Source organism: Blautia sp. MSJ-36, from assembly GCF_018917985.1.
In the GTDB taxonomy this organism is placed as follows: domain Bacteria; phylum Bacillota; class Clostridia; order Lachnospirales; family Lachnospiraceae; genus Blautia_A.
The window spans coordinates 33,977-57,210 of sequence record NZ_JAHLPQ010000019.1 but is presented as its reverse complement, the minus strand read 5'-3'; the positions used below and the strand labels follow the sequence as shown (position 1 = coordinate 57,210).

The following is a 23,234-nucleotide window of genomic DNA, read 5'->3' as shown; positions in this document are numbered from 1 at the left end:
ATATCCTCTCCGTCCATTCCTTTAAAACGCTTGTATGTATCAATCACTGTGTCTGGATCATACCGGTAACTCATCTGGAAAGATACTGCAATACTGGCATCGTCTGATGTGGCTACTTTGAAAGAATCATCCTCTTTACTACCGTCCCTTTTATCTTTTGTGAGGACAAGGATCTCATTGCTGGTACTGAATTCCTTTACTTTATTCATCGGTGCGATAAAATGCATTCCCGGCGTGAGTACTGTGTCCTGTACTCCATCTTTGTAGTTGTAGACGATACCAACTTTACCTGTGCCGATAAAATCCATTCTTGATACTGTGTATCCTCCGCCAAGAACTGCTACTGCTGCCACGATTCCGATAATAATCTTACTTTTCATTTTTGTTCTCCTTTTCTTTGATAGCTTCTTTTACTTTGTTGTATGTTTCATCTTCAATCTCGAATTTCTTCTGCTGCCGCCTGATCGACAGGATCACTCTGCTTCCAATCCAGGCCAGCACCAGGGCTGCGATTCCGAACACCATACCGGAACCAAGAAATATTACCCACATCATTCTCACCTCCTCTGTGGCCATTCACGACCTGTTTTTTTATCCCTCAGTCCTGTAATCTCTAATCCCAGCAGACCTGCTGTATTGTTCAGAACGCAAAAGGCATTATAGATGTGCGTCGGCATCCTCCCTGCTGACCGGACTGTCTTTCCAGCTGTAGGATCTGGATATCCTTCGTTGTTCTTATAACTCATTTCACACCTTCTTTCATTTCCGCAAGCCTTTCCTCTGCATCTTCCCGGCTAGAAAATATAATCTGCTTGACTTTACCGGCTTTTATGTAATGCAGTGTATTTCCTTCCAGGTATGGATAGTGTATCTCTTTCCAGTTTTCTGGAAGAAGATCTGATGCACCAGGGCAGTGCTGATACAGGATGCAACTGCTGCAGGTTCCATCCTCACTGGCCGGCTGGCTTTTACACCCCTGGATCAGTGTGTTGTACGCTGACAGCATCAGTTCTGGTGTGATATCCATCTTCTTCTCATGTCGCTTCATTCTGACCTTCTTTTCTGCTGCCCAGTGATGCTCACAGGAATCTTCGTCTTCTACAAGAATTCCTTTGCGGTCGCAAAGACCATCATCGTTATTGATACAGGTTTTACATGTGTTTCCCATCATTTTCTCCTTTCTGCCATGATCCGGTTGAAATTCTCTACGTTTCTGGTGTCTATCAAGTATTTCTCTCTGTCTGGGATTTTCTCTGTGTAAATGCGTTTGTATGTTACTGCTCCGATACCGGTGTAATATTGGAATACCCACGTCTGGAAGTTGCGTGGGAGCTTTACAAGCCGGTATCAACATTTTCTGTTGAACAGTTTCTTTTTCTGCCTCCTATTCATTCTCCCCTCCCTGCTGCCCTCAGCATCCACTTCCGGTACCTGTCCCATTCTGCCAGGAGTTCAACATCTAAAACCTTGCTCAATTTGATATCCTCCGGAATGATCCGGTATTTCTTGTTCACAAGAGCAAAATTTGCTGCTGCCTGGGCTACATTATTCTTTGTACATCCGGTTTTCTCTGTGACCTGTCTGGCTATCAGCAAGTCGTCAAAAACTTGCTTTCCATTCTGATCTACCACTTTATACAGGTTCATTCTCTTTCTCACTGTTTTCCCCTATCTCTACCGGATCAAGATAGTTCCGGCCGAATATCTCCATAAATTCTTTGTGACTGTGCTGCTTTTCAAATAGTCTCTGTGCTGTCCGCTGTAATTCGTGGCGGATCCGGGCGTTGTTGTGCACTGCTTCCGGACCGTAGATGTGATGATCGTGGCACAGGTATACTTTCAGACCATATTCCTCGGAGTTCTTCCGGTTCGGTCCTCCGAATATATGGTGCTCATCCAGAATCCTGTGTTCGTTCCAGTTATCGTGGAGTGTTACGCAGAGATAACAGGTCCTGCTGCTTTTATCGTGCAGGATGCTGGCCGGATGGCGCATTCTCTTTTTCTTACTTTTCTGTTTTGGGAATAACATTTCTGCCCCTTTCCGGGGAGGTCAGGGCCTCCCCTTATGTATTTGTGATATATTTGGATTTTTGAAAACACCCTTTACTCAATCCATGGACGTCCTTTTTTGTCCACTTTTCCGCACAGCCATTCTTCCCAGAAGCTGATCTCTCGTAACCTGGAGAATGGTATGCTTCCAAAGGTCCGCATTGCTGCTGCCACGTAATCCGCCCAGCCGTATAATGTGAGCGTTTTAAGATATTCTTTCCGGGTTATTGCTTTTTCCGGAATAGCTTCCGGAATAGTTTCATTGTTTTCCGGTACTGGGTCGGACTTCTGTTCTTCTTTATGGATCCCCGGTACAGAATCTTCTGGTTTCTTCGGGATATCTGGTTCTTGCACCGGTTCCGGCATATATTCCGGATGCTGATCGATGCTGTCCTGTCCAGGGATCTGTTCTTCCTGTTGCGCCGGCGCAATCTCTGGTTTTTCCATCACCTTCTCCGCCGAAATATCCTCATGTACATTCCCGATGTTTTTACCGCTATGCTCTGGCATTTTCGGTTCCACAGGTTCTTCCTGCTTCTGGGCTGTTGTTCCCTCGTCCGGCAGTACCCCGAAGCATTTCTCCCAGGTATGTGCCCCTGCATCGTACTCATCGAACAGGCTGTGCACAACATCGAGGAAATATCGATATGTGATATCCACCGGCGTCTCTCCGAACACCTTGACCATGATCCCTTTTGTTTCCTCGTAAAACATCAGATACACAGTGCCTTTCCGGTAACTCCTGCTGCCGGACGGGCTGATCATCTCTGCCAGGTTTTTTGATTCCGTAATTGAGCTGTACACTGCGTTGAGGATATCTTTATTCTCCCTGCAAAACTCCTGTATCGTTGCTTTCAGCTTTTCTTCCGGGCTTTTTGCATCCTTCCAGTCAAGCAGCCGGGCCGGATCTGCTTCATTTTCTTTTTCAAACCTCTGGAATTCTCTGATATCCTCCCTTTTCACTTCCGGCGTGAACATCTGCCGGTCTGCTTCCTGTACCTGCAGGAGTTCGGTCAGCTGCGAGAACTTAAATTCCCGGTACTGTTCTTTCAATTCCGGTGTATCCCCATCTGCAGAATATGTTTCATATACGTTCATAAAACGGCTTACACCGGTCCTGGTCATTCCATATTCTGCGGCCGCAAATTCGGCTATGCTGCTGTATCCGTCATTTTTATAAGCACCTGACCGGTCGATCCTGGTCAGCTGCCATCCGATCCGGACAAAACTCTTTACGATACCCCCAAGATTATTTTTGATGTCGTTTTTACTCTGGATGTATTCATCCATGCTCAGCTGTACATATTCCATGCTTTCCTCCTTATGCGGTCACTGACTTTATCTGATCTTTTTCCTTTAATGCTTTTATGTATCTTCTCAGATGCCTTTCTATCCTGATTTCATCTGGCTTTGTATCCCGGATCCCATACCACTGCAGGATCTTTGTCCCGCAGATCTCTATTGTGATATACGGTGTTTCCGGCGCTGACTTTGAACGCAGGAAAAGGATCGTGCTCCGGCCGGTGTTATGTTTATTCAGATAGCTGTCCCCGCCGACGCAATGATGGAGGATCCTTCCTTCTGCAACGATCTCTTCTGCTGATCTTGCCGGCCGTATCAGATAATCCTCGTCTTCGTAAAAATATTGATTCCTCAGACCCCTGTAGTTCTTTCGGATGTCCGGATATTTTTCGCTAACTGCCTGTTCTCTCTTGCGGATTTCTTCCGCATTTGTCTCAATGACCATCTGGTCATGGGCAAGCCTCAGGTCTCTCGGAAAAAGGAAAATCTGGTTATGCAGGTCATACCCCCTCTGTATCCGCATACGCAGATAATCCACATAAGTGCGGGTTACGCCGCTTACAGCACCTGCTGCCCTTCCACACATGGGTTCCTGCATAGTATCCGGGATCCCGCATCCGGAATACTGCTCTATCCTGTGCATGAACTTTGCTACTGTGGTATATTTCAATATTTCTTTCAGATCGCTCTGCCGTACCTGGCTTTCCGCAAGGAATATGCTTTCCTGTACTGTCACGTGAAGTCCCATCCGTTTCTCCATCTGCCACACTTTCAGATAGTCAGGGTTTCCCTGCAAGGTCTTCAGGTCCCTGAGCCTTCTTTTGTAGATTCCAAGAAAACATTCCGGCTTTATGGCATCCTTGTCTGCTATGATCCCGCAGTAGCCCTCTACTATGGATTCCGCTATATGATGTAATCCCATTTTCACAAACATCTCTATCTGCGGCCATTGGATATATCTTTCGAGGTATTCTTTCAGGTTATACATGGTCTTATGTTTTCCATACATCTCTGCTGCCGAATATCTCAGGAATGTGGTCCGGAGTTCTTTGTAGCTTTCCGGATATATCTTTGCTGCTTTGATCGAAATGTTGTTCATTCCGCACAAATTGCAGTCATCCCAGAATTCTCCGGAGTAAGAACTAAATTTATGATAATCTGTCTGTGTCCTTTTTCCTTTTTCCAGGTAAGTCCTTGCGATCTCAGTTATGATCATCTTTTCGCCTGCGCCTATCATGATCTCTTTTTCATCCAGAAAAGTATCCAGTCTGTATATTTTTTCTATCTCCACATATCTGATCACTGCTCCATCATCCTTATATCTCTGTGCAATAAAGCAGTTCATCCCATGCCCCCATACTCCTTTGGCCTTTCCCTGAGCCTTATACACCCCTGTAGCACCACAATGAGGGCACGTTCCCACCGAATCATGTTGCGGGACCGGGATTATCTTTTCAAACTGTCCCTCGTAGGTGTCTTTTCTTCTGACCGCTGCCTCCGTCACCTGTCCGCATGCAGAGCAAGTTATATCCGCATATCTTCCATGACGCTTGTAGTACAGGAAGTGTTCTGTTCCGATGCCTGTTTTTTTCGCCCAGTCTTCCAGTCCTTTCGGAAGCGGCGGGGTGTTCTGTTCCCGTTCTTTAAGCCTGTCCGCACGTTTGTCTTCCCTTTTCTGGACTCTCTGTGCTTTGATGTTGTGGATCAAGCTCTGCAGGACACCTACCCAGGTGGTGTATTTCCGTTCCCACGTATTTCCAGTAAACTTCCACACCATATCTCCCTGGGACCTAGCCATATAACACTTGTTGTCTCTTTTTTTGCAGTTACTGCCGATCTTTTTCCTTTCTTCATCCAGCCCTGCTGCCGACCAGACGCCTGCATCCGGATAATACAAGCCCCAGTCCTTCTGGGTAAACACCATCCGGATCCACGGGGTCTGCAGCTCCCGTTTTTTGTTTTCGTAAACTTCAACAAACAGATGGCTCTCTCCACGGAGATCCTGGAAAAATGCAACTGCTGTGTTACGATACTGTTTGTCTGCCCTGACACCGCCCCGGAATGGGATCTTTTCTATCTCCTTTTTCTTCATTTCCTGCTGCCTCCCAGATAGTAATCACGGATCAGTTTTTTTGCGGTACCCATGTCCGGATCTCCGAAGGTCACTTTTCCGGCGTTGACTCCTGCAGCCTTTATGATCTCCTTATCCACAGGTACCTGGTTCTTAAAGGCATACTTCAATATCTCTGCGATGCACTGCTTCAAGCTCTTTCCTTTCTTGCGGACCTGGTGTGCGACCATCTCATCCTCCACGCAGAGCCCACGGATATACTCCACCCAGTCATTCATCAGACCGGCCAGTTTCAGGGATCCGCATTCCACATCCAGTTTCCCCATGGCGGCCGTCACAGCATCGCAAAGATACGGGATATCGCCGGACTGATACATCTCAACATAGTCTTCCGGGATGCCGTTCTCCTGCGCCATCACTTTCAGGCTCTGGATATCTCCTTCATTCAGCAGGTTCTCTGCAAGCTCGTTGATCTCCCTGCAGCTGCTCATCTCTCCAAATTTTTCGAACATTTACATCTTCTCCTTTCGTTCACTTTATGCATTCTTCCCTGTTCAATAATGGTATCCTGACATCTGACACATTACTTTTCGCTCAGTTTGTTTCTCCACGTCTTTTTCGCATCTTCCAGCCGCCATCTGTTCCTGGAGCCAGCCGGAGTAACTGTGTTTATCAGTGTTTGCGGTTATATCCAGTCGGTGTTTTTCTGCCAGCTCCCAGATTTTTTTCCAGCGATCCGCATTTCGGATTAAACTACCTTTGGAATCTTTCCAGTCCGTTTCTGCCATCTCTGAAAGCTTTCTAATATGCGCTGCTACATAAGCATCCTCCGTATGTACACAGATCCTGCTTGTTTTCGTGATCCTGGATAGTGCAGCCGCAAGGTTCTGAAGGTTTGCACTGTGGTAAGTCCCGGATATACGGCTGAATCCTTCTACAGTCCGGATTGCGCCGGCGCAAATCGTCTCAAGGACATACCCACACCTTCTGTCCATATTCTTTTGTACTTTGCTGTCTGTTTCCAGATATATATCTACTTTCCACACTCTCTTCTCACCTCAGATCTGCAGCTTTATGCATGTATAATGCCGGTATGGGAACCCTGTAACCGGATTGATACCCATATGTACGGATTCCGGATCTATGTAATACCCATTTGGAGCTTTGGGATAAATCATGTGTCCATACTTGTCCACCAGGCTCCTGCGGTTGATCACCTTCTGTTTTGGTTCTTTGCGAATCAGGTTCCTGGAAGGGTGATATCTCTTTACGCCTTCCGGTTCCCATTCTTCCAGCGGCTTGGCAATGTATTCTGCCAGATCCGCAAAGCCCCCGGTGTCATTGACAGAACGGATGTTGATGTGTCCCTTGGTCCACAGCTCCGTAAAAATCATGTCTGTACCTGTGTTCTCTGTCTGGATCCGGTTCACCAGGATATGCACGTGGGGCCCTCCCCGTTTTCCAATCTGCAGGCGGTATATGTATTTCAGTTCTTTTCCTAGCTTCCGGTATCTTTTCCTTACCTTTTTGATCAGGTCCGTTACATCCTTCTTCATCTGTTCCCATGCGGGGCGGTCCCCTTTTCGGTATGTGATCGTCATCCAGTAATCATACTTTCCAAAGTTCCACTTGATCAGTCTTCTCAGGTCCCGCTCTCGCTTCCACTTGTTCTGCCTTTTGATATCCTCCGGAGAAGCTTTCTTCCTCTTCTCTCTCTTCTGTCCTCTGGCTCCATAACGTCCTGTGTGTTTCTCTTCTATCTCCAGGGATTCCCCACAGTCCCATAAGTGCCTTACATACGCACATCTCATATCTCACCTGGTCCTATCTCTAATACTCCTTATCAAGCCTGTAAGGGGACTTATACCCCCAAAATAAATACGGGCTTTTCACCCGTGCCGCTTGACTGTTCTCCTCCCAGATGCTATGATGATGTTGAACGTTTACATCTGGGATTTTTCCCTTTGCCAGCACACTGCTATGTGCTGGCATTTTTTATCTTCGTTTCTTATACCCCGTCCCGACCACGGCCACAAACGCCACCTGCCAGAACAACCCTACCATCAGGAGCATCTCTGCCGGGCTTCTCCACTGCCAGAACGGCAGATTTGCCACCGGGAGGGCTATACACAGGGATATGATCGCATCTCGTTTCATTTACTTCCACCTCTTATTTTTTTCAGCTCAGCTCCTATATCTTTCCCGCTGTAATCAGCAAGAAGCTTCTCGGATATGTTGTATGTCCATATTGAAGACATCTTAATTGCTGTCCCAATTGGAAGCTTCCCCTGCTGCATTGCGATCCGAACAAATTGTGGAGATGCATGCAGTATGGCTGCTGCTTCAACAGGCAATATCTTTCCTACTTCCATTTCAGTCACCTCCTTCTGATCTGACAGCAGATATTCCATAACCCGTTGCTTCTGTGTCTTTAAAAGACACTTTTTATCCAAAAAAAATCGTATCGATTTCTTCTGCCGATAAATTATACTTTTCTTTTATCAAGCGTATCTCTCCCTGTGTAAATTCCGCACCTCTAGTTTCATTTAATTTATTGGAAAAAGTCTGGCGTGCAATCCCAAGATACTGAGCAAGAGTCTGTCCATTATCATTATGTAATTTCATTACAGACTCTAATCTTTGCTTGTTCAATTTTTTCTCATCTCCTCTCGCTGTGTCTTTTTAAGACACTTGAATAATAACACTCAGTTCCAAGGCTGTCAATAGTTTTTTAATCTTTTTAAGACACTTTTTAATATTTTTATTGCATTTTCTTATTATATATAGTAAAATTAAGACACTTTAGGAGGTAAATGCTATGTGTAAAATGGCTCAGAGAATTAAAGCGTGCCGTTTGCAATACAATATGACGCAAGAAGAACTGGCTTCAAAACTTGGACTAAAGAAATCCGCTATTGCAAAATATGAAAATGGCCGTGTCGAAAATATAAAAAGAACAACCATCGAAGAAATGGCTCGTATTTTTAATTGTAATCCTTCATATCTCATGGGATGGGATGAACCTGCAAAACCAACTACTCTCGCTGCTCATTTCGACGGTGAGGAATATACAGAAGACGAACTGAAAGAAATCCGTCAGTTCGCAGAGTTTGTAAAAGGAAAAAGAAGATAATTGGCATATATGCCAGATGTGTTTTGACAATATAATATACTTACCCAGGGAACTGTTGGGGCGTTATGTCAGCCGCCGGACACTTCTGTGAAAGGAGGCTGGTGCTGATGGTTACATACAGTGATTTATTTACTTTTGTAATTATGCTTTGTGCAGTCATAACTCTTGTTATTACTTTTATGCATAAAAAATAGCGCCCTCGTCCTGGTAAGATAAGGCGCTATTTTTAGCAATTACTCTTGCCGGCGGTCAGGTGTACGCTGACCAACGGTTCTCTTGTTAAGTATATTATAAGTCACTTAAAGATATTTGTCAATTTTAATATACTTGAGCGGGAGGTTTTAAGGTGAATACATACGAAGAATTGCAAGACGCTGCCTGCAAGGATGGTATAGATGTTATAGATTATCCTTTTGGAACTGAAAGAATAAAAGGACTGTATTGTGATGGAACTGTAGCTATTCGAAAAGACATTGAAACTCAGGCCGAAAAGTCCTGTATTCTGGCTGAGGAACTTGGTCACCACTATACTACCACAGGCAGTATTCTGGATCAGTCAACTGATGTGATGAACCGAAAGCAGGAATACCGGGCCAGACTTTATGGCTATAACCTCCGTGTAGGCCTGATTGGGATCATCAATGCATACGAAGCCTGCTGCCGGAATCTTCACGAGATGGCTGAGTATCTGGAAGTGCCGGAGGATTATCTCACTGAAGTAATTGACTGCTACCGTTCCAAATACGGACAGTATGTTGCTGTGGATAATTATATAATCTATTTTATTCCGCAGTTGGCTGTGATGAGAATTGATGTTTTATAATAAATGCATAATGATGACATAGAGTAATAACTAAGTAGTAAAGGTCGGAAAGGCTCCCGACACACTCGCAAGAGTACCTGAGATGATGGATACGCCGCCCATCTTGTTGCTTGGATCATCTTAAAGGTGTTGTCATTATGGCAACACCTTTTTTTATTCTATAATAAAGAACGCAAATAAGCGATTTTCTGTAAGGAACGTCGTATTATTTATGCATATTATATTTTAAAAGGAGAATACACTAATGAAAAAGAAATGGTACTTACAAACATGGTTTATTGCGTTACTTTTCTTCATTGCATTCTTTTTCATTGTAATGGTACCTATCGCTGGACTAATAATACTTGTTGTTGGTATTGCATTAATTATTATTCAAGCGAAAGATAACAAAAGATTGCTATCTGCATATGGTACATATGATGAAATAGTTGCAAAAACAAACAAACTTGAAGAAGATTTTTCCAATAAGCAAATAGAGTTGGAGAAAGATTTTTCCGATAAGCAGGAACAGTTAGATGATGAATACCACGAAAAAGAATCCTCTTTGGAGAATCAGTATAAAGCAAATTGGAATAAGTTATCCCTTAAAGAAACAGAGTACACTCAACAAATAGACCTGTTAAAACAAGAAATAAGTAACTTATCCCAGGAATCTGACCAGTTAACTGCTGCGGTTCTTGTAGATCACTATAATTTTGCTGAATATGATGGACTTTTCTCGGAAGATTGTAAAAGTAAGCTTGTCATTTTAAAGAATGAAGAACAAGAATTAATAAAGTCCGGCAATGCTTTTGATATTTCATTTTCAAATTCGAGGAAAGCTACTAATGATAACAAAAAACAGATTTTGCGGTGTTTTCAGGCTGAGTGTACAAATTTATTATTAAATTTGTCTGTCAAAAATATTGATTCTGTACGATCCAAGATAGCAAAATCTTTTGAGAGTCTCAATAAGATTTTTGAAATCGATGGCGTTGTTTTAAATTCTAAACTACTTGAGATAAAATTAGAAGAACTCAATTTAACATATACTTTTCAGTTAAAGCAACAGCAAGAAAAAGAACGGCAAAAAGCTATTAAAGAGCAAATGGTAGAGGAAGAAAAGGTACGCCGTGAAATTGAACGTCAGAAAGCTAAAATTGATAAGGACTGTAATCAATTTAATAACGAAGTAAAAAAGCTTATGGCATATATGCAAAAAACTTCCAGTGATGTTGAAAAACAATTATACATTGATAAAATCAAAGAACTTGAAGATAAATTACGAGATTTAGAGGCCGATAAGAAAAATGTACTGGACAGAGAAGCGAATGCAAAAGCCGGATTTGTGTATGTTATTTCAAATATTGGTTCATTCGGAGAAGATATTTATAAAATTGGAATGACACGTCGCCTCGAACCAATGGATAGAATAAAGGAGCTCAGCAGTGCTTCGGTTCCATTTGAATTTGATGTACATGCTATGATTTTTTCTGAAAATGCACCGGAATTGGAAACTCTCTTACATAAACACTTTGAAAAACAAAGCGTCAACCGTGTAAATCTTCGAAAAGAATTTTTCCATGTATCTCTTGATGAGATTGAAAAGGTTGTTCATGATAACTTTAATGACATTGCAAATTTTACAAAAGTTCCCGTTGCAAAAGAATATCGGCAAACTTTATCTTTAATTGAATCTGAATCAAAATAAATAAAAACCGCCCCAGTACGCCAATACCGGGACGGTGGTGGATCTCCGAAGAGATACCTCATTTCGCAAAAATATTGTATCATCTTCGGAGCGGTCTTGCAAGCGAAACACTCGTTCGCTGGCTGTTATTTTTGTACTCATTTTTACAAGGAGGATGATATTTATGAAGTTACCAAATGGCTTCGGATCTGTATATAAATTAAAGGATAAGCCCAGACGTAAGCCATGGATGGCCATCAGAACTATGCGTTGGGATATTGATGAGGAAAAACGAACTTCCAGACAAGTGAGAAAAGTAATTGGATACTATACCACAAAGCAAGAAGCTATCACTGCCCTGACCCATTACAATGAAAACCCTTATGATCTTGATTCCCGCACTCTGACCTTCTCTGATGTGTACGAAAAATGGACCGCTTCTTACTTTCCTACAATCGGAGCATCCAGTACCAGAACGATCACTGCTGCCTACCGGTACTGTAAACCGCTTTATGGCATACGTATGAAAGATATTCGTGTTGAACACTTAGAGCAAACCATTCTGAACGCAGATGTTGGTAACAGTACAAAAGGAAGAATAAAAAGCGTTTTTAACCTTATGTATAAATACGCAATGAAACATGAAATTGTTGACAAAAACTATGCACAACTCTGCAGTGGCGTAAAACGTACAGCTCCGCAAATTGTCCGTATTCCTTTTTCTGACCAGGAAATTGAATCTCTCTGGCAGCATCTGGAAATTCCATTTGCGGACATGATCCTTGTTGGAATTTATTCCGGATGGCGTCCACAGGAACTGGCTGTACTTAAGATTGCAGATGTTGACCTTGCAAATATGTTTTACTCCGGTGGTCTAAAAACAGATGCCGGAAAGAACAGGATCGTTCCTATTCATCCATTGCTGGCTGATCTGGTTACAAAAAATTATAATCAGGCTGTTGAAACGGGAAGTGAATATCTTTTTAATGATCCGGACGGGCAACAGGGAACGCACCTGACTTATGATAAATATCGTGGCCGTTTCCGGAAAGTTATGGACAGACTTGGAATAGATCACAAGCCACACGACACCAGGCATACTTTTATCACCAAAGCCAAAGAAGTTGATATGAACGAATACATATTAAAAATGATCGTAGGACATGAGATACGGGATATCACTGAAAAAGTGTATACCCACCGTACCCTTGAAGATCTGAAGAATGAAATGAAAAAAATCGAAAAATAATGATCAGCGGCGGAGCTTCTCTGCCGCTTTTTCTATTTCAAAAAGTGTTAGCTACGAGTGTTCGCTACGTGTTAGCTATGTGTTAGCTATTGCTGTTTTTTCGCACTTTTTGAGAATATTTTGTTCTATTGCAGAGCAAAAAGAAAAAGGCCATAAACCCTAAGGTTTACAGCCTTTCCCACTATTTTTCGTTATCTGAAATCAGAATTTGCCAGCGTCAGCAGCTTCCTGTACGGAAACAGCTACAGCTACTGTCATACCAACCATCGGGTTGTTTCCAGCGCCGATGAGACCCATCATCTCTACGTGAGCCGGTACGGAAGAAGATCCTGCGAACTGAGCGTCAGAATGCATACGTCCAAGTGTATCAGTCATACCGTAGGAAGCAGGACCTGCTGCCATGTTATCCGGGTGAAGTGTACGTCCTGTACCACCGCCGGAAGCAACGGAGAAGTATTTTTTGCCTTTCTCGTTGCACTCTTTTTTATATGTTCCTGCTACTGGATGCTGGAAACGAGTTGGGTTTGTGGAGTTTCCTGTGATGGAAACGTCAACACCCTCTTTCCACATGATAGCAACACCTTCCGGAACGCTGTTAGCGCCGTAACAGTTAACTTTTGCACGAAGTCCCTCTGAATAGGATTTACGGAATACTTCTTTAACCTCGTTCTTATATGGATCATACTCTGTCTCTACGTATGTAAAGCCGTTGATACGGGAGATGATCTGAGCTGCGTCTTTTCCAAGACCGTTCAGGATAACACGAAGAGGTTTTTTACGAACTTTGTTTGCTTTCTCGGCGATACCGATAGCACCCTCAGCTGCTGCGAAAGACTCATGTCCTGCAAGGAAGCAGAAGCAGTCTGTCTCTTCCTCAAGAAGCATTTTTCCAAGATTTCCATGTCCAAGACCTACTTTACGTGTGTCTGCAACGGATCCTGGGATACAGAATGCCTGAAGGCCTTCTCCGATAGCTGCTGCTGCGTCAGCGGCTCTTCTGCAGCCTTTTTTGATTGCGATTGCTGCACCTACTGTGTAAGCCCAGCAAGCGTTCTCGAAGCAGATCGGCTGAATGCCTTTGATCTGATCGTAAACGTTCAGACCTGCGTCTTTAGTGATTTTCTCAGCTTCTTCGATAGAAGCGATTCCATAGCTGTTTAAAACAGAATTGATCTTGTCAATTCGTCTCTCATATGATTCAAATAAAGCCATTTCCTGTAACCTCCTGATATTTTTACCTTACGAAGTGTAATTACTCTTTTCTTGGGTCGATGATCTTAACAGCATCTGCAACACGGCCGTACTGACCTTTTGCTTTCTCCCATGCTGTGTTCGGGTCATCACCTTTCTTAATGAAGTCAGTCATTTTTCCAAGGCTTACGAACTGGTATCCGATGATCTCATCGTCCTCATCAAGAGCGATACCTGTAACATAACCCTCAGCCATCTCAAGGTAACGAGGTCCTTTTTTCAGAGTTCCATACATTGTACCAACCTGAGAACGAAGTCCTTTTCCAAGGTCCTCAAGACCAGCTCCTACTGCAAGTCCGTCCTCGGAGAATGCAGACTGGGAACGTCCGTAAACGATCTGAAGGAAAAGCTCTCTCATAGCTGTATTGATTGCATCACATACAAGGTCTGTGTTCAGTGCCTCCATTACAGTAAGTCCTGGAAGGATCTCAGCAGCCATAGCAGCAGAATGAGTCATTCCTGAACATCCGATTGTCTCAACAAGTGCCTCCTGAATGATTCCCTCTTTTACGTTAAGGGACAGCTTACAGGCACCCTGCTGTGGAGCACACCAGCCTACACCGTGTGTGAATCCGGAGATATCCTTTACTTCTTTTGCCTGAACCCATTTTGCTTCTTCCGGGATCGGAGCGGCACCATGATGTACGCCCTGTGCCACTGGACACATTTCTTCTACTTCGCGTGAATAAATCATTTTAAAACTCCTTTCAAGTATAGATTGACCGATGTTATTGAGAAAAAAAGTTCGATAACACCCTACGGCTATTTTCTCACAAAACCTTTGTTTCGTCCAGTCATATTTGATAAATTTTTGCCATAAAACGCATAATATTGGAAGTTATTCTGGCAGTATTGCATGCCTAACTGTCAAATATTTCTGGCAACTGTCCGATGTATATGATAATATATTATCAAGTTTAACCCTGGAGGTATATTTTTCATGAATGCATCTGTGGATTCTGTTTTTCCAGAAAAATACCGTATTCTCAGCGGAAGCGCCCTGAAGATAATTGCCATCATCACCATGCTGATCGATCATACCGGAGCTGTGCTTTTAAGCATGTATCCGCCTGCACAGAAAGTCCTGTTTACACTTCTTGGAAGAGAATACAGTGTATATCTTATTTTCCGCGATATCGGCAGAGTGGCTTTTCCCATCTTCTGTTTTCTCCTGCTGGAAGGTTTCCGGCATACCAGGAGCCGTTTCCGTTATGGACGGAATCTCCTTCTTTTTGCCCTGATTTCAGAGATTCCCTGGAACCTGATGTTCACAAACACACTGCGTTATGAAAGACAGAATGTGTTTTTCACGCTTTTTCTGGGATACCTGGCGTTTTGTGCCATCGAATATTTTAAGGATAAGCGCTTGATACAGCTTCTCTGTATCCTGGGTCTGCTTGTTGTTTCCATTTTTCTGAAAGCAGATTACGGATGGCGGGGATATATTTTTCTCCTGATCATGTACTATATGCGAAACGATAAGCCCGGGCAGGCGATCCTTGGAAGCTGCTGGCTTTACTATGAATGGAGAGCCTGTTTCGCCTTTCTGTCCATTAACCTGTACAATGGGGAGAGGGGATTTATCCGCGGAAAAGCGGCGAAATATTTCTTTTACTGGTTTTATCCAGTCCATATTATGGGACTGGTGATACTTCGACAGATTTTATTTCTGTCTTAATTCTTTTTTTCTTATTATCTTATATGGATGTGCGTGTTGTATGTGAAAAGTTTTGAGATTTCAGTTCTGCACTTTTCCAGTGGGGAGTTCTGAGGGGAGAAAGCACTCAGAGTTGCGAAGCCCGTTTTTCTCCCCTCAGGCGCCCCTCTTTCCGGGCACGCAATTCGGCCAGGCCCCTTCATAATGTAACACTCCTGGTTCGGTCCTGTATTCCACTTCTATCACCCATTTATCACTGTGCCGATTATAATTGTATGTTCTGTTTTACCACATCTAAAAGTCAAACTATTCATTCATCAATCCAGGAACAGACCTGCTACGCAGGCCGCCTTCCGTCCCCCTCTCACCCGATCGGCACAGCCTCTCGCAAACAATACCGTCGCATCCATCGCCCCATCAAAAAAAGCCACACTCTCAAAAAAGTGCGGCTTCCCTGCGTGGCCAGGAGGGGAGACGGCCTTCGCAACTGTGAGTGCTTCCCCTCCTCGAACCTTCCGCTGCTTACCAAGCAGAACTTATTTCAAAAAACAAAGAAAAACTATTTTTTCTTCACAATTTCTTTCGCATTTTTATAAATGGAATCCGCCGGAACGCATCCCCTTACCGGTGACAGCGGATAAATATTGGAATTCCGTCCGATCACAGTACCAGGATTCAGCACGGAACCACATCCAACCTCAACATGGTCTCCCAGCATTGCTCCAAACTTCTTAAGACCAGTCTCGATCTTTTCATCCCCATCTTTCACAACAACCAGCTTCTTATCTGATTTCACGTTAGAACAGATTGATCCGGCACCCATATGGGATTTATATCCAAGTACCGCATCTCCAACATAATTATAATGCGGAACCTGTACTTTATTAAAAAGCACCGCATTCTTAAGCTCTGTGGAGTTTCCCACAACTGCGCCTTCGCCAACAATGGCCTTGCCGCGGATAAAAGCACAGTGACGTACCTCCGCATCCTTACCAATGATAGCCGGTCCGGTGATACTTGCAGTCGGCGCAACAGTGGCTGACTTTGCGATCCATACATTTTCGCCTTTCTCCTCATATTCAGAAGGATCCAGTGTTTTTCCAAGTTTAATGATAAAATCTCCGATCTCCGGAAGAACCTCCCACGGATAAGTTTTTCTCTCAAAAAGCTCTGCTGCGATGGTCTCATTCAGATCCAGCATATTGCTGATGGTAAAATCTTTCATCATGATGATTTTTTTCCTCCCTGTCTGGAAGCACGCTCCGGCTTCCTGTAATTTACAGCGGCCGCGTCAAAGAACTGCCGCAGGTTGTACTGATAATTGCTTGCTTCCACCTGCTGGGTCCGCACCCGCACAAAATGTTCCAGTTTGTCCATATATTCCTGTTCCGTGATGCTTCCCTCTGACACGTAGGTGAGGCCTTTTTCCCAGCTTGCCGTAAGCTCCGGATTCAGAAGCTGCCGGATGGAACAGTTTACCACATCAAAGATCATCTCACCCAGAAGTGTGGGGGTGATCACCTGAGTTTTCTTATTCAGTGCCAGATATTTGATGTTAAAAAGTTTCTTCAATATCTCCGCACGGGTGGCACTGGTGCCGATCCCGCTTCCCTTGATCTGGGCACGAAGCTCTTCATCTTCGATCAGCTGTCCCGCATTTTCCATGGCAAGGATCATGGAACCGGAATTGTATCGTTTGGGAGGCGAAGTCTCGCCTTCCTTGATACTTAAACCGTTCACAGGAAGTATATCACCCTTTTTCAGCTTCTGCAACGCCTCCAGAAGCACCGTATCACAGGAGACTTCCTCCTCTTCCCCGTTGCCGCCTTTCTCACTGTCGGAAGCTTTTTTCCGGGCAAAAGAGTTCGTGGCGATCTTCAGATAGCCTTCTTCTTTCAGAACTTTAAAAGAGGAAAAGAATGATTCCCCGTCCAGTTTCGTCACAAGACTCACTTTCTGATAAACAGCCGGAGGATAAAAAATACATAAAAACCTCCTCACGATCGTCTCATACACTCTCTGTGCGGTAAGAGACACACTTCCCAGTGCATTCAGCCCCTGGCCGGTAGGAATAATGGCATAATGGTCTGTGATCTGCTTGTCATTCACATACCTGGTCTTCGCAATGTTTTTCCAGGATTCCATTCCCAGAACCTCTGCTGCCGCAGCTCCTGCCTGCTGATAATTTCGAAGGCCGGAAATATTCTTGTATATCTCCTTGGCAACTGCTGTAGACAACACTCTGGCATCCGTTCTCGGATACGTCACCAGTTTCTTCTCATAAAGCTCCTGCACGATCCGGAGTGTTTCATCCGGACTGATCTTAAAGAGCTTGGAGCAGACGTTCTGAAGCTCCGCCAAGTTAAAAAGAAGGGGCGGATTCTTGTTTTCTTTTTTTCGCTCCACTTTCTCCACGGTACAGGAAAGGGGCTGGTTCACCATCAGCTGATCGATCAGCATCTGGGCATGTTCTTTTTTCTTGAAACCATTTTCTTTATAAAGATACGGGGACTGGAAATACCGGCTGCCTTCCACAGCCCTCCACTCACCGTCAAAACTTTCACCTGCAAGGGCAATGCTGCTTAAGACTCGGTAAAACGGTGTCTTCACAAAGACACGGATCTCCCGCTCTCTACGCACCACCATACCAAGGACACAGGTCATTACACGGCCCACCGCAATGGCCTGATATTTGGAATGAAGATAATTGGTCACACTGCTTCCGTAACGCAAGGTCAGCACCCTGGAAAAATTGATTCCCATGAGATAGTCTTCCTTTGCGCGGAGGTAGGCAGACGCTGCCAGATTATCATACTCCGAGATATCTTTTGCTTCCCGGATTCCTCTTAAAATTTCTTCTTCTGTCTGGGAATCGATCCACACTCGTTTCTGGACTTTTCCCTTCACTCCTGCCATCTGGGCTACCAGACGGTAAATATATTCACCCTCACGTCCGGAGTCGGTACACACATAAATGGTATCCACATCCGGCCGGTTCAGCAGTCCTTTTACGATCTCGAACTGTTTTTTAACTCCGGGGATCACTTCGTACTTAAATTCGCGCGGCAAAAAAGGCAGGGTATCAAAACTCCACCTTTTATACTTAATATCATATTTTTCGGGATAACTCATGGTAACCAGGTGTCCTACACACCAGGTTACCACAGAATCTGCTGATTCCAGATATCCGTCTTTTCTCTGACCGTTGATCTTCAAAGCCTTCGCAAATTCCTGTGCCACGCTGGGCTTCTCCGCTATGTATAAAGCCTTTGCCATACTATTTATCTGCACTCATCTTTCTAAGCGGCCATGCCAGAAGCACGCCTCCGCCAACTATATTTCCCAATGTTACGATCACCATGCTCTTAAGCATAGCACCGACAGACAACCCAGGCACCATACAGAATGCAACTGTAAAGATACCCATATTTGCAATACAGTGCTCAAATCCGCTGACAACGAAACCTGAAATACAGATCGTGATCATCAGGAATTTGCCTGCCTCACTCTTCAGCTTAATGCCGCAGAGAACTGCAAGACAGACGAAGAAATTACAGAGCACCGCACGGAAAAACATCTGTCCTGCCGGAATACTGAGTTTTCCGTTTATAAATCCCGCAAAGTAATCTGCTGTACCGGACGCTCCGGCACCAACAAAGATCAGAGCCAGGATCAGGCATCCCACAAAGTTGCCGATGTAACTGATTCCCCAGACCTTGCCCACGTCTTTCCATGATACGCTCTTGTCATACGCACCAAAGGCCATTACCAAATTGTTACCGGTAAACAGCTCTCCTCCTACCATTACGATCAGAAGAACCGCAATGGAGAACACAAGGGCTCCAAGGAATTTTCCCCATTCCGGGAATGTTTTGGAAAATACATTTCCAACAACGTTGCTGTAGATCATCGCCACATCAATAAAAAATCCGGCCATGATCGCCCGCATAAAGTATTTTCCGAAATTGCTGTTCAGTAAGCCTATCTTACCTTTCGCAGCGGTTGACAGTTTCTCTACATCCTCCCTGTTCATAAATAGCACCTCCACATATTTTTTAGCAAGCGTGGCACTTTGTTACTGCTTCTTTGTTCACAGTAACACGCTTTCCGGAAATCTGCTTGTTATATTGTAACACTTTACCATTTATTTCACAATAAAAATGCGAAAATTTCCAAAAATTTCTGGTTTGTTATACACAACAAACAATATCCACTTTATGCTAAAACACGATAGATGCCATCCCAGGCCAGTTCTTTTTCTTTCAGAAAAACTTCCGCTTCTTCCTCGGACTGTTCCACACATTTCCAGGCCAGCCCGCACTGGGCACTGATCTCCGACGGGATCGGGATCAGTCTTCCCTGAAATCCTGCTTCCTTCGCTGTTTTTTCCATCTTCATGGCAGCTGTGGTCGTGGAGAATGTTACAACTGTGGTGATCACTTTTTTACGCATGTCTCTTTTTGTTCCTTCCACACACGCAAAAACAGGACACCGGAAAACCCGATATCCCGTTTCTGCTGATTTTTATCTCTATGAAGAATTACCAGATTATTTTGCCTGGATATATCCTTTTGCTTTCAGCGTCTCTGCACAGAGAACAGCTCCGCCTGCAGCACCTCTTACTGTGTTGTGGGAAAGTCCGATGAACTTGTAATCGTAAACAGTATCCTCGCGAAGACGTCCTACGGATACTCCCATTCCGTTCTCATAGTTTACATCCATGTGTACCTGCGGACGGTTGTCCTCCTTAAGATACTGGATGAACTGCTTCGGAGCGCTTGGAAGCTCAAGCTCCTGCGGAAGTCCCTTGAACTCTACCAGTTTCTGGATCAGCTGCTCTTTGGTCGGCTTCTTGCGGAATTTAACGAATACAGCTGCTGTATGTCCGTTGAGTACCGGAACACGTACGCACTGGCATGTGATCACCGGTGTGGTAGCCGGAACGATCACGCCGTCCTCGATTTTACCCCAGAGTCTTAACGGCTCTTTCTCACTCTTCTCTTCCTCACCGCCGATGTACGGGATGATGTTGTGCTCCATCTCCGGCCAGTCTTTGAATGTTTTTCCTGCTCCGGAAATAGCCTGGTATGTAGTAGCTACTACTTCGTATGGCTCGAACTCTTTCCATGCGGTAAGTACAGGAGCGTAGCTCTGAATAGAGCAGTTCGGTTTAACAGCTACGAATCCGCGTTTTGTTCCGAGACGTTTCTTCTGGAACTCAATAACATCGAAGTGCTCCGGGTTGATTTCCGGAACTACCATCGGAACATCCGGTGTCCAGCGGTGTGCGCTGTTGTTGGAAACAACCGGTGTCTCTGTCTTGGCATACTCTTCCTCGATCGCTTTGATCTCATCTTTGGTCATATCAACTGCGGAGAATACAAAGTCAACAGTAGCTGCAACTTTCTCTACCTCGTGGATATCCATAACGACCAGTTTCTTCACTGCCTCCGGCATCGGAGTATCCATTTTCCATCTGCCGCCTACAGCCTCCTCGTAGGTCTTGCCTGCGCTTCTCGGGCTTGCTGCTACAGTAACCACCTCAAACCACGGGTGATTCTCCAGAAGAGAAATGAATCTCTGACCAACCATTCCAGTTGCACCTAAAATACCGACTTTAAGCTTTTCACTCATAATAAAACTCTCCTCATCTTGTGTCCCTCCATGGCACACATTTGTCTTTTCTGTAAATACTATACCAATTTTTCCAAAAATGCAAGCATTATCTTAATTTTTTTCAAGATATTCTTTATTCTGAGCGATCACCTGCTCCATCACATCCGGTCCCGGTGCTCCCAGAGTCACACGTTTCTCCACGCAGGTCTTCATACTGATCGCCTCGTAGATATCCTCCTCAAAAACAGGGCTGATCTCTTTATACTCGGAAAGTGGAAGCTCATCCAGGGAGATTCCCTTATCCAGGCAGAGAAGGACCAGTCTTCCTACGATACCATGAGCATCACGGAACGGTACGCCGTGGTTTACCAGATAATCTGCGGCGTCTGTGGCATTTGTAAAGCCTCTCTTTGCACTTGCCTCCATGTTCGCCTTGTTGAACTGCATGGTGGAAACCATACCTGTAAACAGGGCGATACATCCCTTTACCGTATCAATGGCATCGAACGTAAGCTCTTTGTCTTCCTGCATATCTTTGTTATATGCAAGAGGGATTCCCTTCATAGTTGTAAGGATAGATGTCAGCGCACCGTAGACACGGCCTGTTTTTCCACGGACAAGCTCTGCGATATCCGGGTTCTTTTTCTGCGGCATGATACTGCTGCCTGTGCTGTATGCGTCATCGATCTCAACGAAACGATACTCATTGGAGTTCCACAGGATGATCTCCTCGGAAAAACGGCTCAGATGCATCATAATGGTAGAGAACGCACTTAAGAGCTCGATCACATAATCTCTGTCTGATACAGAGTCCATGCTGTTTCTGGTCGGTGCGTCAAAGCCAAGAAGCTCTGCGGTATAAGCACGGTCCAGCGGATAAGTGGTTCCTGCCAGTGCTCCGGCTCCAAGAGGACAGGTGTTCATTCTCTTACGGATATCAAAGAGTCTGTCACGGTCTCTCCTAAACATCTCAAAATATGCGCCTACATGGTGAGCCAGAGTTACCGGCTGTGCCTTCTGGAGATGGGTAAATCCCGGCATGTAGGTGTGTACATTCTCTTCCATGATCTTCTGCAGGGCAAGAAGAAGGTCTTTCAGCTCTTTGTCTGTCTCATCGATCTCGTCGCGGACATACAGTTTCATATCCAGAGCCACCTGGTCATTACGGCTTCTTCCTGTGTGGAGTTTCTTTCCGGCGTCTCCGATACGGTCGATCAGGTTTGCCTCCACGAAACTGTGGATATCCTCGTACTCGGATGTGATCTCAAGTTTGCCCTCTTTCACATCTTTAAGGATTCCATCCAGCCCTTCTGTGATCTGATCTTTTTCTTCCTCTGTCAGGATTCCCTGTTTTGCAAGCATGGCAACATGTGCCTTGCTTCCGCGGATATCCTGTTTATAAAACTTCTGGTCAAAAGAAATTGATGCATTAAAATTGTAAACCAGCTTGTCCGTTTCTTTTGTAAAACGGCCTCCCCATAACTGTGCCATAATATTCTTCCTCACTTTTCTTTTTTGCGGCAGAACTGTCTTCTCCGGGCGGACATGAGATCCGCCTCCCGGACGTCTGCACTTTTCTGTGTTAGTGTATCATATTTTTATGGAAATGCAAAGTTTTTCATACTTATACATACCATAAGTATTTTATACTGAGCATTTTTTTGATATAATAACCCCACGGATAAAATGGATAAACCGGAGGTATTTAATATGAGTATTCTTTCAGATACAGCACATGAAAATATGATAAATTCAGAAGCTGCTGTAACATATATTTTAAAAGCCCTGTTTTCAGATGTGTTTAAGTTTGACGGTACAACGGAAGTCATGATTTCCGAAAATATCAAGCGAGGATGTCCTCATATATGGAAGGATCCGAATTATCGCATAATATCAGATAAACTGTTTCACTGGTGGTTGTCTGATATGCCATATATTTATCTGGCTATGCTGGAAGATCAAAAATTTGTACCCGTATTATACGAAAATCTGAAAAAGATTGTCGAATATGACAAAAACCATTCTTTAGATGCAAGAGTATATGATGAAAACAAAAATGTTTTCTCTTCAAAATTATGCACAGGTACTGTTTTTCATGTTGATTTTACAAACTTCAATGAAACTCTGTACAAGAAATTACTTGCAGATCTGGAAAGATCCATGCATGCTTTAGATGATATCCGTGACCGGGTTGATGATTTTGTAAACGGCCTCTCCCCGTCCAAACGCCACCAGATTTCCTATATTGTCTGCAATTTCATGTACCTGCTGCTTGAATTGATGCATAATGATGATATATGTAACTGGTTTGAAGCAATCAGTAACTATTATCAGGATATGGCCCATGCCCATGCTACAGTCTATGAGGAAGCATGTGATAACCCTGATGATTTTGCATAATGATAAATACAGGAC

Annotated in this window: 28 protein-coding genes; 6 read left to right on the top strand and 22 right to left on the bottom strand. The window is 44.2% G+C overall.

Features of this window, described 5'->3' with window-relative positions; genetic code table 11:
* The 14 genes from KQI39_RS12545 to KQI39_RS12480 all read right to left on the bottom strand — a co-directional run.
* A partial coding sequence (locus KQI39_RS12545) for an SPFH domain-containing protein (protein ID WP_253293171.1) occupies window positions 1-380 on the bottom strand: 380 nt, incomplete at its 3' end.
* Entirely contained in the window at window positions 370-555 is a 186-nt protein-coding gene (locus KQI39_RS12540; protein WP_173739700.1) for a hypothetical protein, read from the bottom strand. The genes KQI39_RS12545 and KQI39_RS12540, both read right to left, overlap by 11 nt.
* A 2-nt stretch (window positions 556-557) precedes the next feature.
* Window positions 558-746, bottom strand: coding sequence for a hypothetical protein (locus tag KQI39_RS12535; protein ID WP_216418767.1), 189 nt, complete (start codon window positions 744-746; stop codon window positions 558-560).
* Window positions 743-1,168 carry a hypothetical protein gene (locus KQI39_RS12530; RefSeq protein ID WP_216418765.1) on the bottom strand — a complete coding sequence of 142 codons (426 nt, stop codon included), beginning with the start codon at window positions 1,166-1,168 and terminating at the stop codon, window positions 743-745. Before KQI39_RS12530 ends, KQI39_RS12535 begins: the two co-directional genes overlap by 4 nt.
* Window positions 1,169-1,388: 220 nt before the next feature.
* The gene (locus tag KQI39_RS12525; protein ID WP_216418762.1) at window positions 1,389-1,646 is read right to left on the bottom strand and encodes a hypothetical protein; all 258 of its coding nucleotides are present in this window, start codon (window positions 1,644-1,646) and stop codon (window positions 1,389-1,391) included.
* Window positions 1,633-2,028, bottom strand: a complete 396-nt coding sequence (locus KQI39_RS12520; RefSeq protein WP_216418759.1) for a hypothetical protein — start codon at window positions 2,026-2,028, stop codon at window positions 1,633-1,635. The genes KQI39_RS12525 and KQI39_RS12520 overlap by 14 nt, the downstream gene beginning before the upstream one ends.
* Before the next feature lie 74 nt (window positions 2,029-2,102).
* A complete protein-coding gene (locus KQI39_RS12515; RefSeq protein ID WP_216418754.1) occupies window positions 2,103-3,359 on the bottom strand; it encodes a hypothetical protein in 1,257 nt (418 codons plus the stop codon).
* A 10-nt stretch (window positions 3,360-3,369) separates the two neighbouring features.
* Window positions 3,370-5,442: a PcfJ domain-containing protein gene (locus tag KQI39_RS12510; RefSeq protein WP_216418752.1), complete on the bottom strand. Its 2,073-nt coding sequence runs from the start codon at window positions 5,440-5,442 to the stop codon at window positions 3,370-3,372.
* The gene (locus KQI39_RS12505) at window positions 5,439-5,933 is read right to left on the bottom strand and encodes a PcfK-like family protein (protein ID WP_216418750.1); all 495 of its coding nucleotides are present in this window, start codon (window positions 5,931-5,933) and stop codon (window positions 5,439-5,441) included. The genes KQI39_RS12510 and KQI39_RS12505 overlap by 4 nt, the downstream gene beginning before the upstream one ends.
* A 42-nt stretch (window positions 5,934-5,975) precedes the next feature.
* On the bottom strand, window positions 5,976-6,467 hold the full coding sequence (locus tag KQI39_RS12500) for a hypothetical protein (RefSeq protein WP_216418748.1): 492 nt from the start codon (window positions 6,465-6,467) through the stop codon (window positions 5,976-5,978).
* A gap of 12 nt (window positions 6,468-6,479) precedes the next feature.
* A complete protein-coding gene (locus tag KQI39_RS12495; RefSeq protein WP_216418746.1) occupies window positions 6,480-7,232 on the bottom strand; it encodes a helitron helicase-like domain-containing protein in 753 nt (250 codons plus the stop codon).
* A 184-nt stretch (window positions 7,233-7,416) separates the two neighbouring features.
* Window positions 7,417-7,578, bottom strand: a complete 162-nt coding sequence (locus KQI39_RS12490; RefSeq protein ID WP_173746044.1) for a hypothetical protein — start codon at window positions 7,576-7,578, stop codon at window positions 7,417-7,419.
* Window positions 7,575-7,793, bottom strand: a complete 219-nt coding sequence (locus KQI39_RS12485; protein WP_216418744.1) for a hypothetical protein — start codon at window positions 7,791-7,793, stop codon at window positions 7,575-7,577. The genes KQI39_RS12490 and KQI39_RS12485 overlap by 4 nt, the downstream gene beginning before the upstream one ends.
* Before the next feature lie 73 nt (window positions 7,794-7,866).
* Window positions 7,867-8,073 (bottom strand): hypothetical protein, encoded by a 207-nt coding sequence (locus KQI39_RS12480; protein WP_216418742.1) that lies wholly within the window; start codon window positions 8,071-8,073, stop codon window positions 7,867-7,869.
* Between the two features lie 166 nt (window positions 8,074-8,239).
* Here KQI39_RS12480 and KQI39_RS12475 point away from each other — a divergent pair, with 166 nt between their 5' ends.
* From KQI39_RS12475 to KQI39_RS12460, 4 genes are all read left to right on the top strand, one after another.
* Window positions 8,240-8,554, top strand: a complete 315-nt coding sequence (locus tag KQI39_RS12475; protein ID WP_253293170.1) for a helix-turn-helix domain-containing protein — start codon at window positions 8,240-8,242, stop codon at window positions 8,552-8,554.
* Window positions 8,555-8,900: 346 nt separating this feature from the next.
* Window positions 8,901-9,377, top strand: a complete 477-nt coding sequence (locus KQI39_RS12470) for a hypothetical protein (RefSeq protein ID WP_173722625.1) — start codon at window positions 8,901-8,903, stop codon at window positions 9,375-9,377.
* A 244-nt stretch (window positions 9,378-9,621) separates the two neighbouring features.
* Window positions 9,622-11,067, top strand: a complete 1,446-nt coding sequence (locus KQI39_RS12465; RefSeq protein ID WP_173722626.1) for a DUF4041 domain-containing protein — start codon at window positions 9,622-9,624, stop codon at window positions 11,065-11,067.
* Between the two features lie 163 nt (window positions 11,068-11,230).
* The gene (locus tag KQI39_RS12460) at window positions 11,231-12,295 is read left to right on the top strand and encodes a tyrosine-type recombinase/integrase (protein ID WP_216418740.1); all 1,065 of its coding nucleotides are present in this window, start codon (window positions 11,231-11,233) and stop codon (window positions 12,293-12,295) included.
* Window positions 12,296-12,496: 201 nt separating this feature from the next.
* On the opposite strand, the gene KQI39_RS12455 is transcribed toward KQI39_RS12460, so the two are convergent.
* Complete coding sequence (locus KQI39_RS12455) at window positions 12,497-13,507, bottom strand: GGGtGRT protein (protein ID WP_015525727.1); 1,011 nt, start codon at window positions 13,505-13,507, stop codon at window positions 12,497-12,499.
* Between the two features lie 40 nt (window positions 13,508-13,547).
* Window positions 13,548-14,240 carry an iron-sulfur cluster assembly scaffold protein gene (locus tag KQI39_RS12450; RefSeq protein WP_118071121.1) on the bottom strand — a complete coding sequence of 231 codons (693 nt, stop codon included), beginning with the start codon at window positions 14,238-14,240 and terminating at the stop codon, window positions 13,548-13,550.
* Between the two features lie 246 nt (window positions 14,241-14,486).
* On the opposite strand from KQI39_RS12450, the gene KQI39_RS12445 reads away from it, so the two are divergent.
* Complete coding sequence (locus KQI39_RS12445; protein WP_216418738.1) at window positions 14,487-15,224, top strand: TraX family protein; 738 nt, start codon at window positions 14,487-14,489, stop codon at window positions 15,222-15,224.
* Window positions 15,225-15,762: 538 nt separating this feature from the next.
* Here the strand turns inward: KQI39_RS12445 and KQI39_RS12440 are convergent.
* From KQI39_RS12440 to argH, 6 genes are all read right to left on the bottom strand, one after another.
* Window positions 15,763-16,431 (bottom strand): UDP-N-acetylglucosamine pyrophosphorylase, encoded by a 669-nt coding sequence (locus KQI39_RS12440; protein ID WP_216418736.1) that lies wholly within the window; start codon window positions 16,429-16,431, stop codon window positions 15,763-15,765.
* Window positions 16,428-18,479: a DNA topoisomerase gene (locus KQI39_RS12435; RefSeq protein ID WP_216418734.1), complete on the bottom strand. Its 2,052-nt coding sequence runs from the start codon at window positions 18,477-18,479 to the stop codon at window positions 16,428-16,430. The genes KQI39_RS12440 and KQI39_RS12435 overlap by 4 nt, the downstream gene beginning before the upstream one ends.
* A gap of 1 nt (window position 18,480) precedes the next feature.
* Window positions 18,481-19,236, bottom strand: coding sequence for a formate/nitrite transporter family protein (locus KQI39_RS12430; RefSeq protein ID WP_216418732.1), 756 nt, complete (start codon window positions 19,234-19,236; stop codon window positions 18,481-18,483).
* A 182-nt stretch (window positions 19,237-19,418) separates the two neighbouring features.
* Window positions 19,419-19,655 carry a DUF3343 domain-containing protein gene (locus KQI39_RS12425; protein ID WP_216418730.1) on the bottom strand — a complete coding sequence of 79 codons (237 nt, stop codon included), beginning with the start codon at window positions 19,653-19,655 and terminating at the stop codon, window positions 19,419-19,421.
* Window positions 19,656-19,751: 96 nt separating this feature from the next.
* Window positions 19,752-20,837 (bottom strand): aspartate-semialdehyde dehydrogenase, encoded by a 1,086-nt coding sequence (gene asd, locus KQI39_RS12420; RefSeq protein WP_216418728.1) that lies wholly within the window; start codon window positions 20,835-20,837, stop codon window positions 19,752-19,754.
* A gap of 93 nt (window positions 20,838-20,930) precedes the next feature.
* On the bottom strand, window positions 20,931-22,310 hold the full coding sequence (argH, locus tag KQI39_RS12415; protein WP_216418726.1) for an argininosuccinate lyase: 1,380 nt from the start codon (window positions 22,308-22,310) through the stop codon (window positions 20,931-20,933).
* A gap of 219 nt (window positions 22,311-22,529) precedes the next feature.
* Between argH and KQI39_RS12410 the strand changes: the two genes are divergently transcribed.
* The gene (locus KQI39_RS12410; protein ID WP_216418724.1) at window positions 22,530-23,219 is read left to right on the top strand and encodes a hypothetical protein; all 690 of its coding nucleotides are present in this window, start codon (window positions 22,530-22,532) and stop codon (window positions 23,217-23,219) included.
* Window positions 23,220-23,234 lie beyond the last annotated feature (15 nt).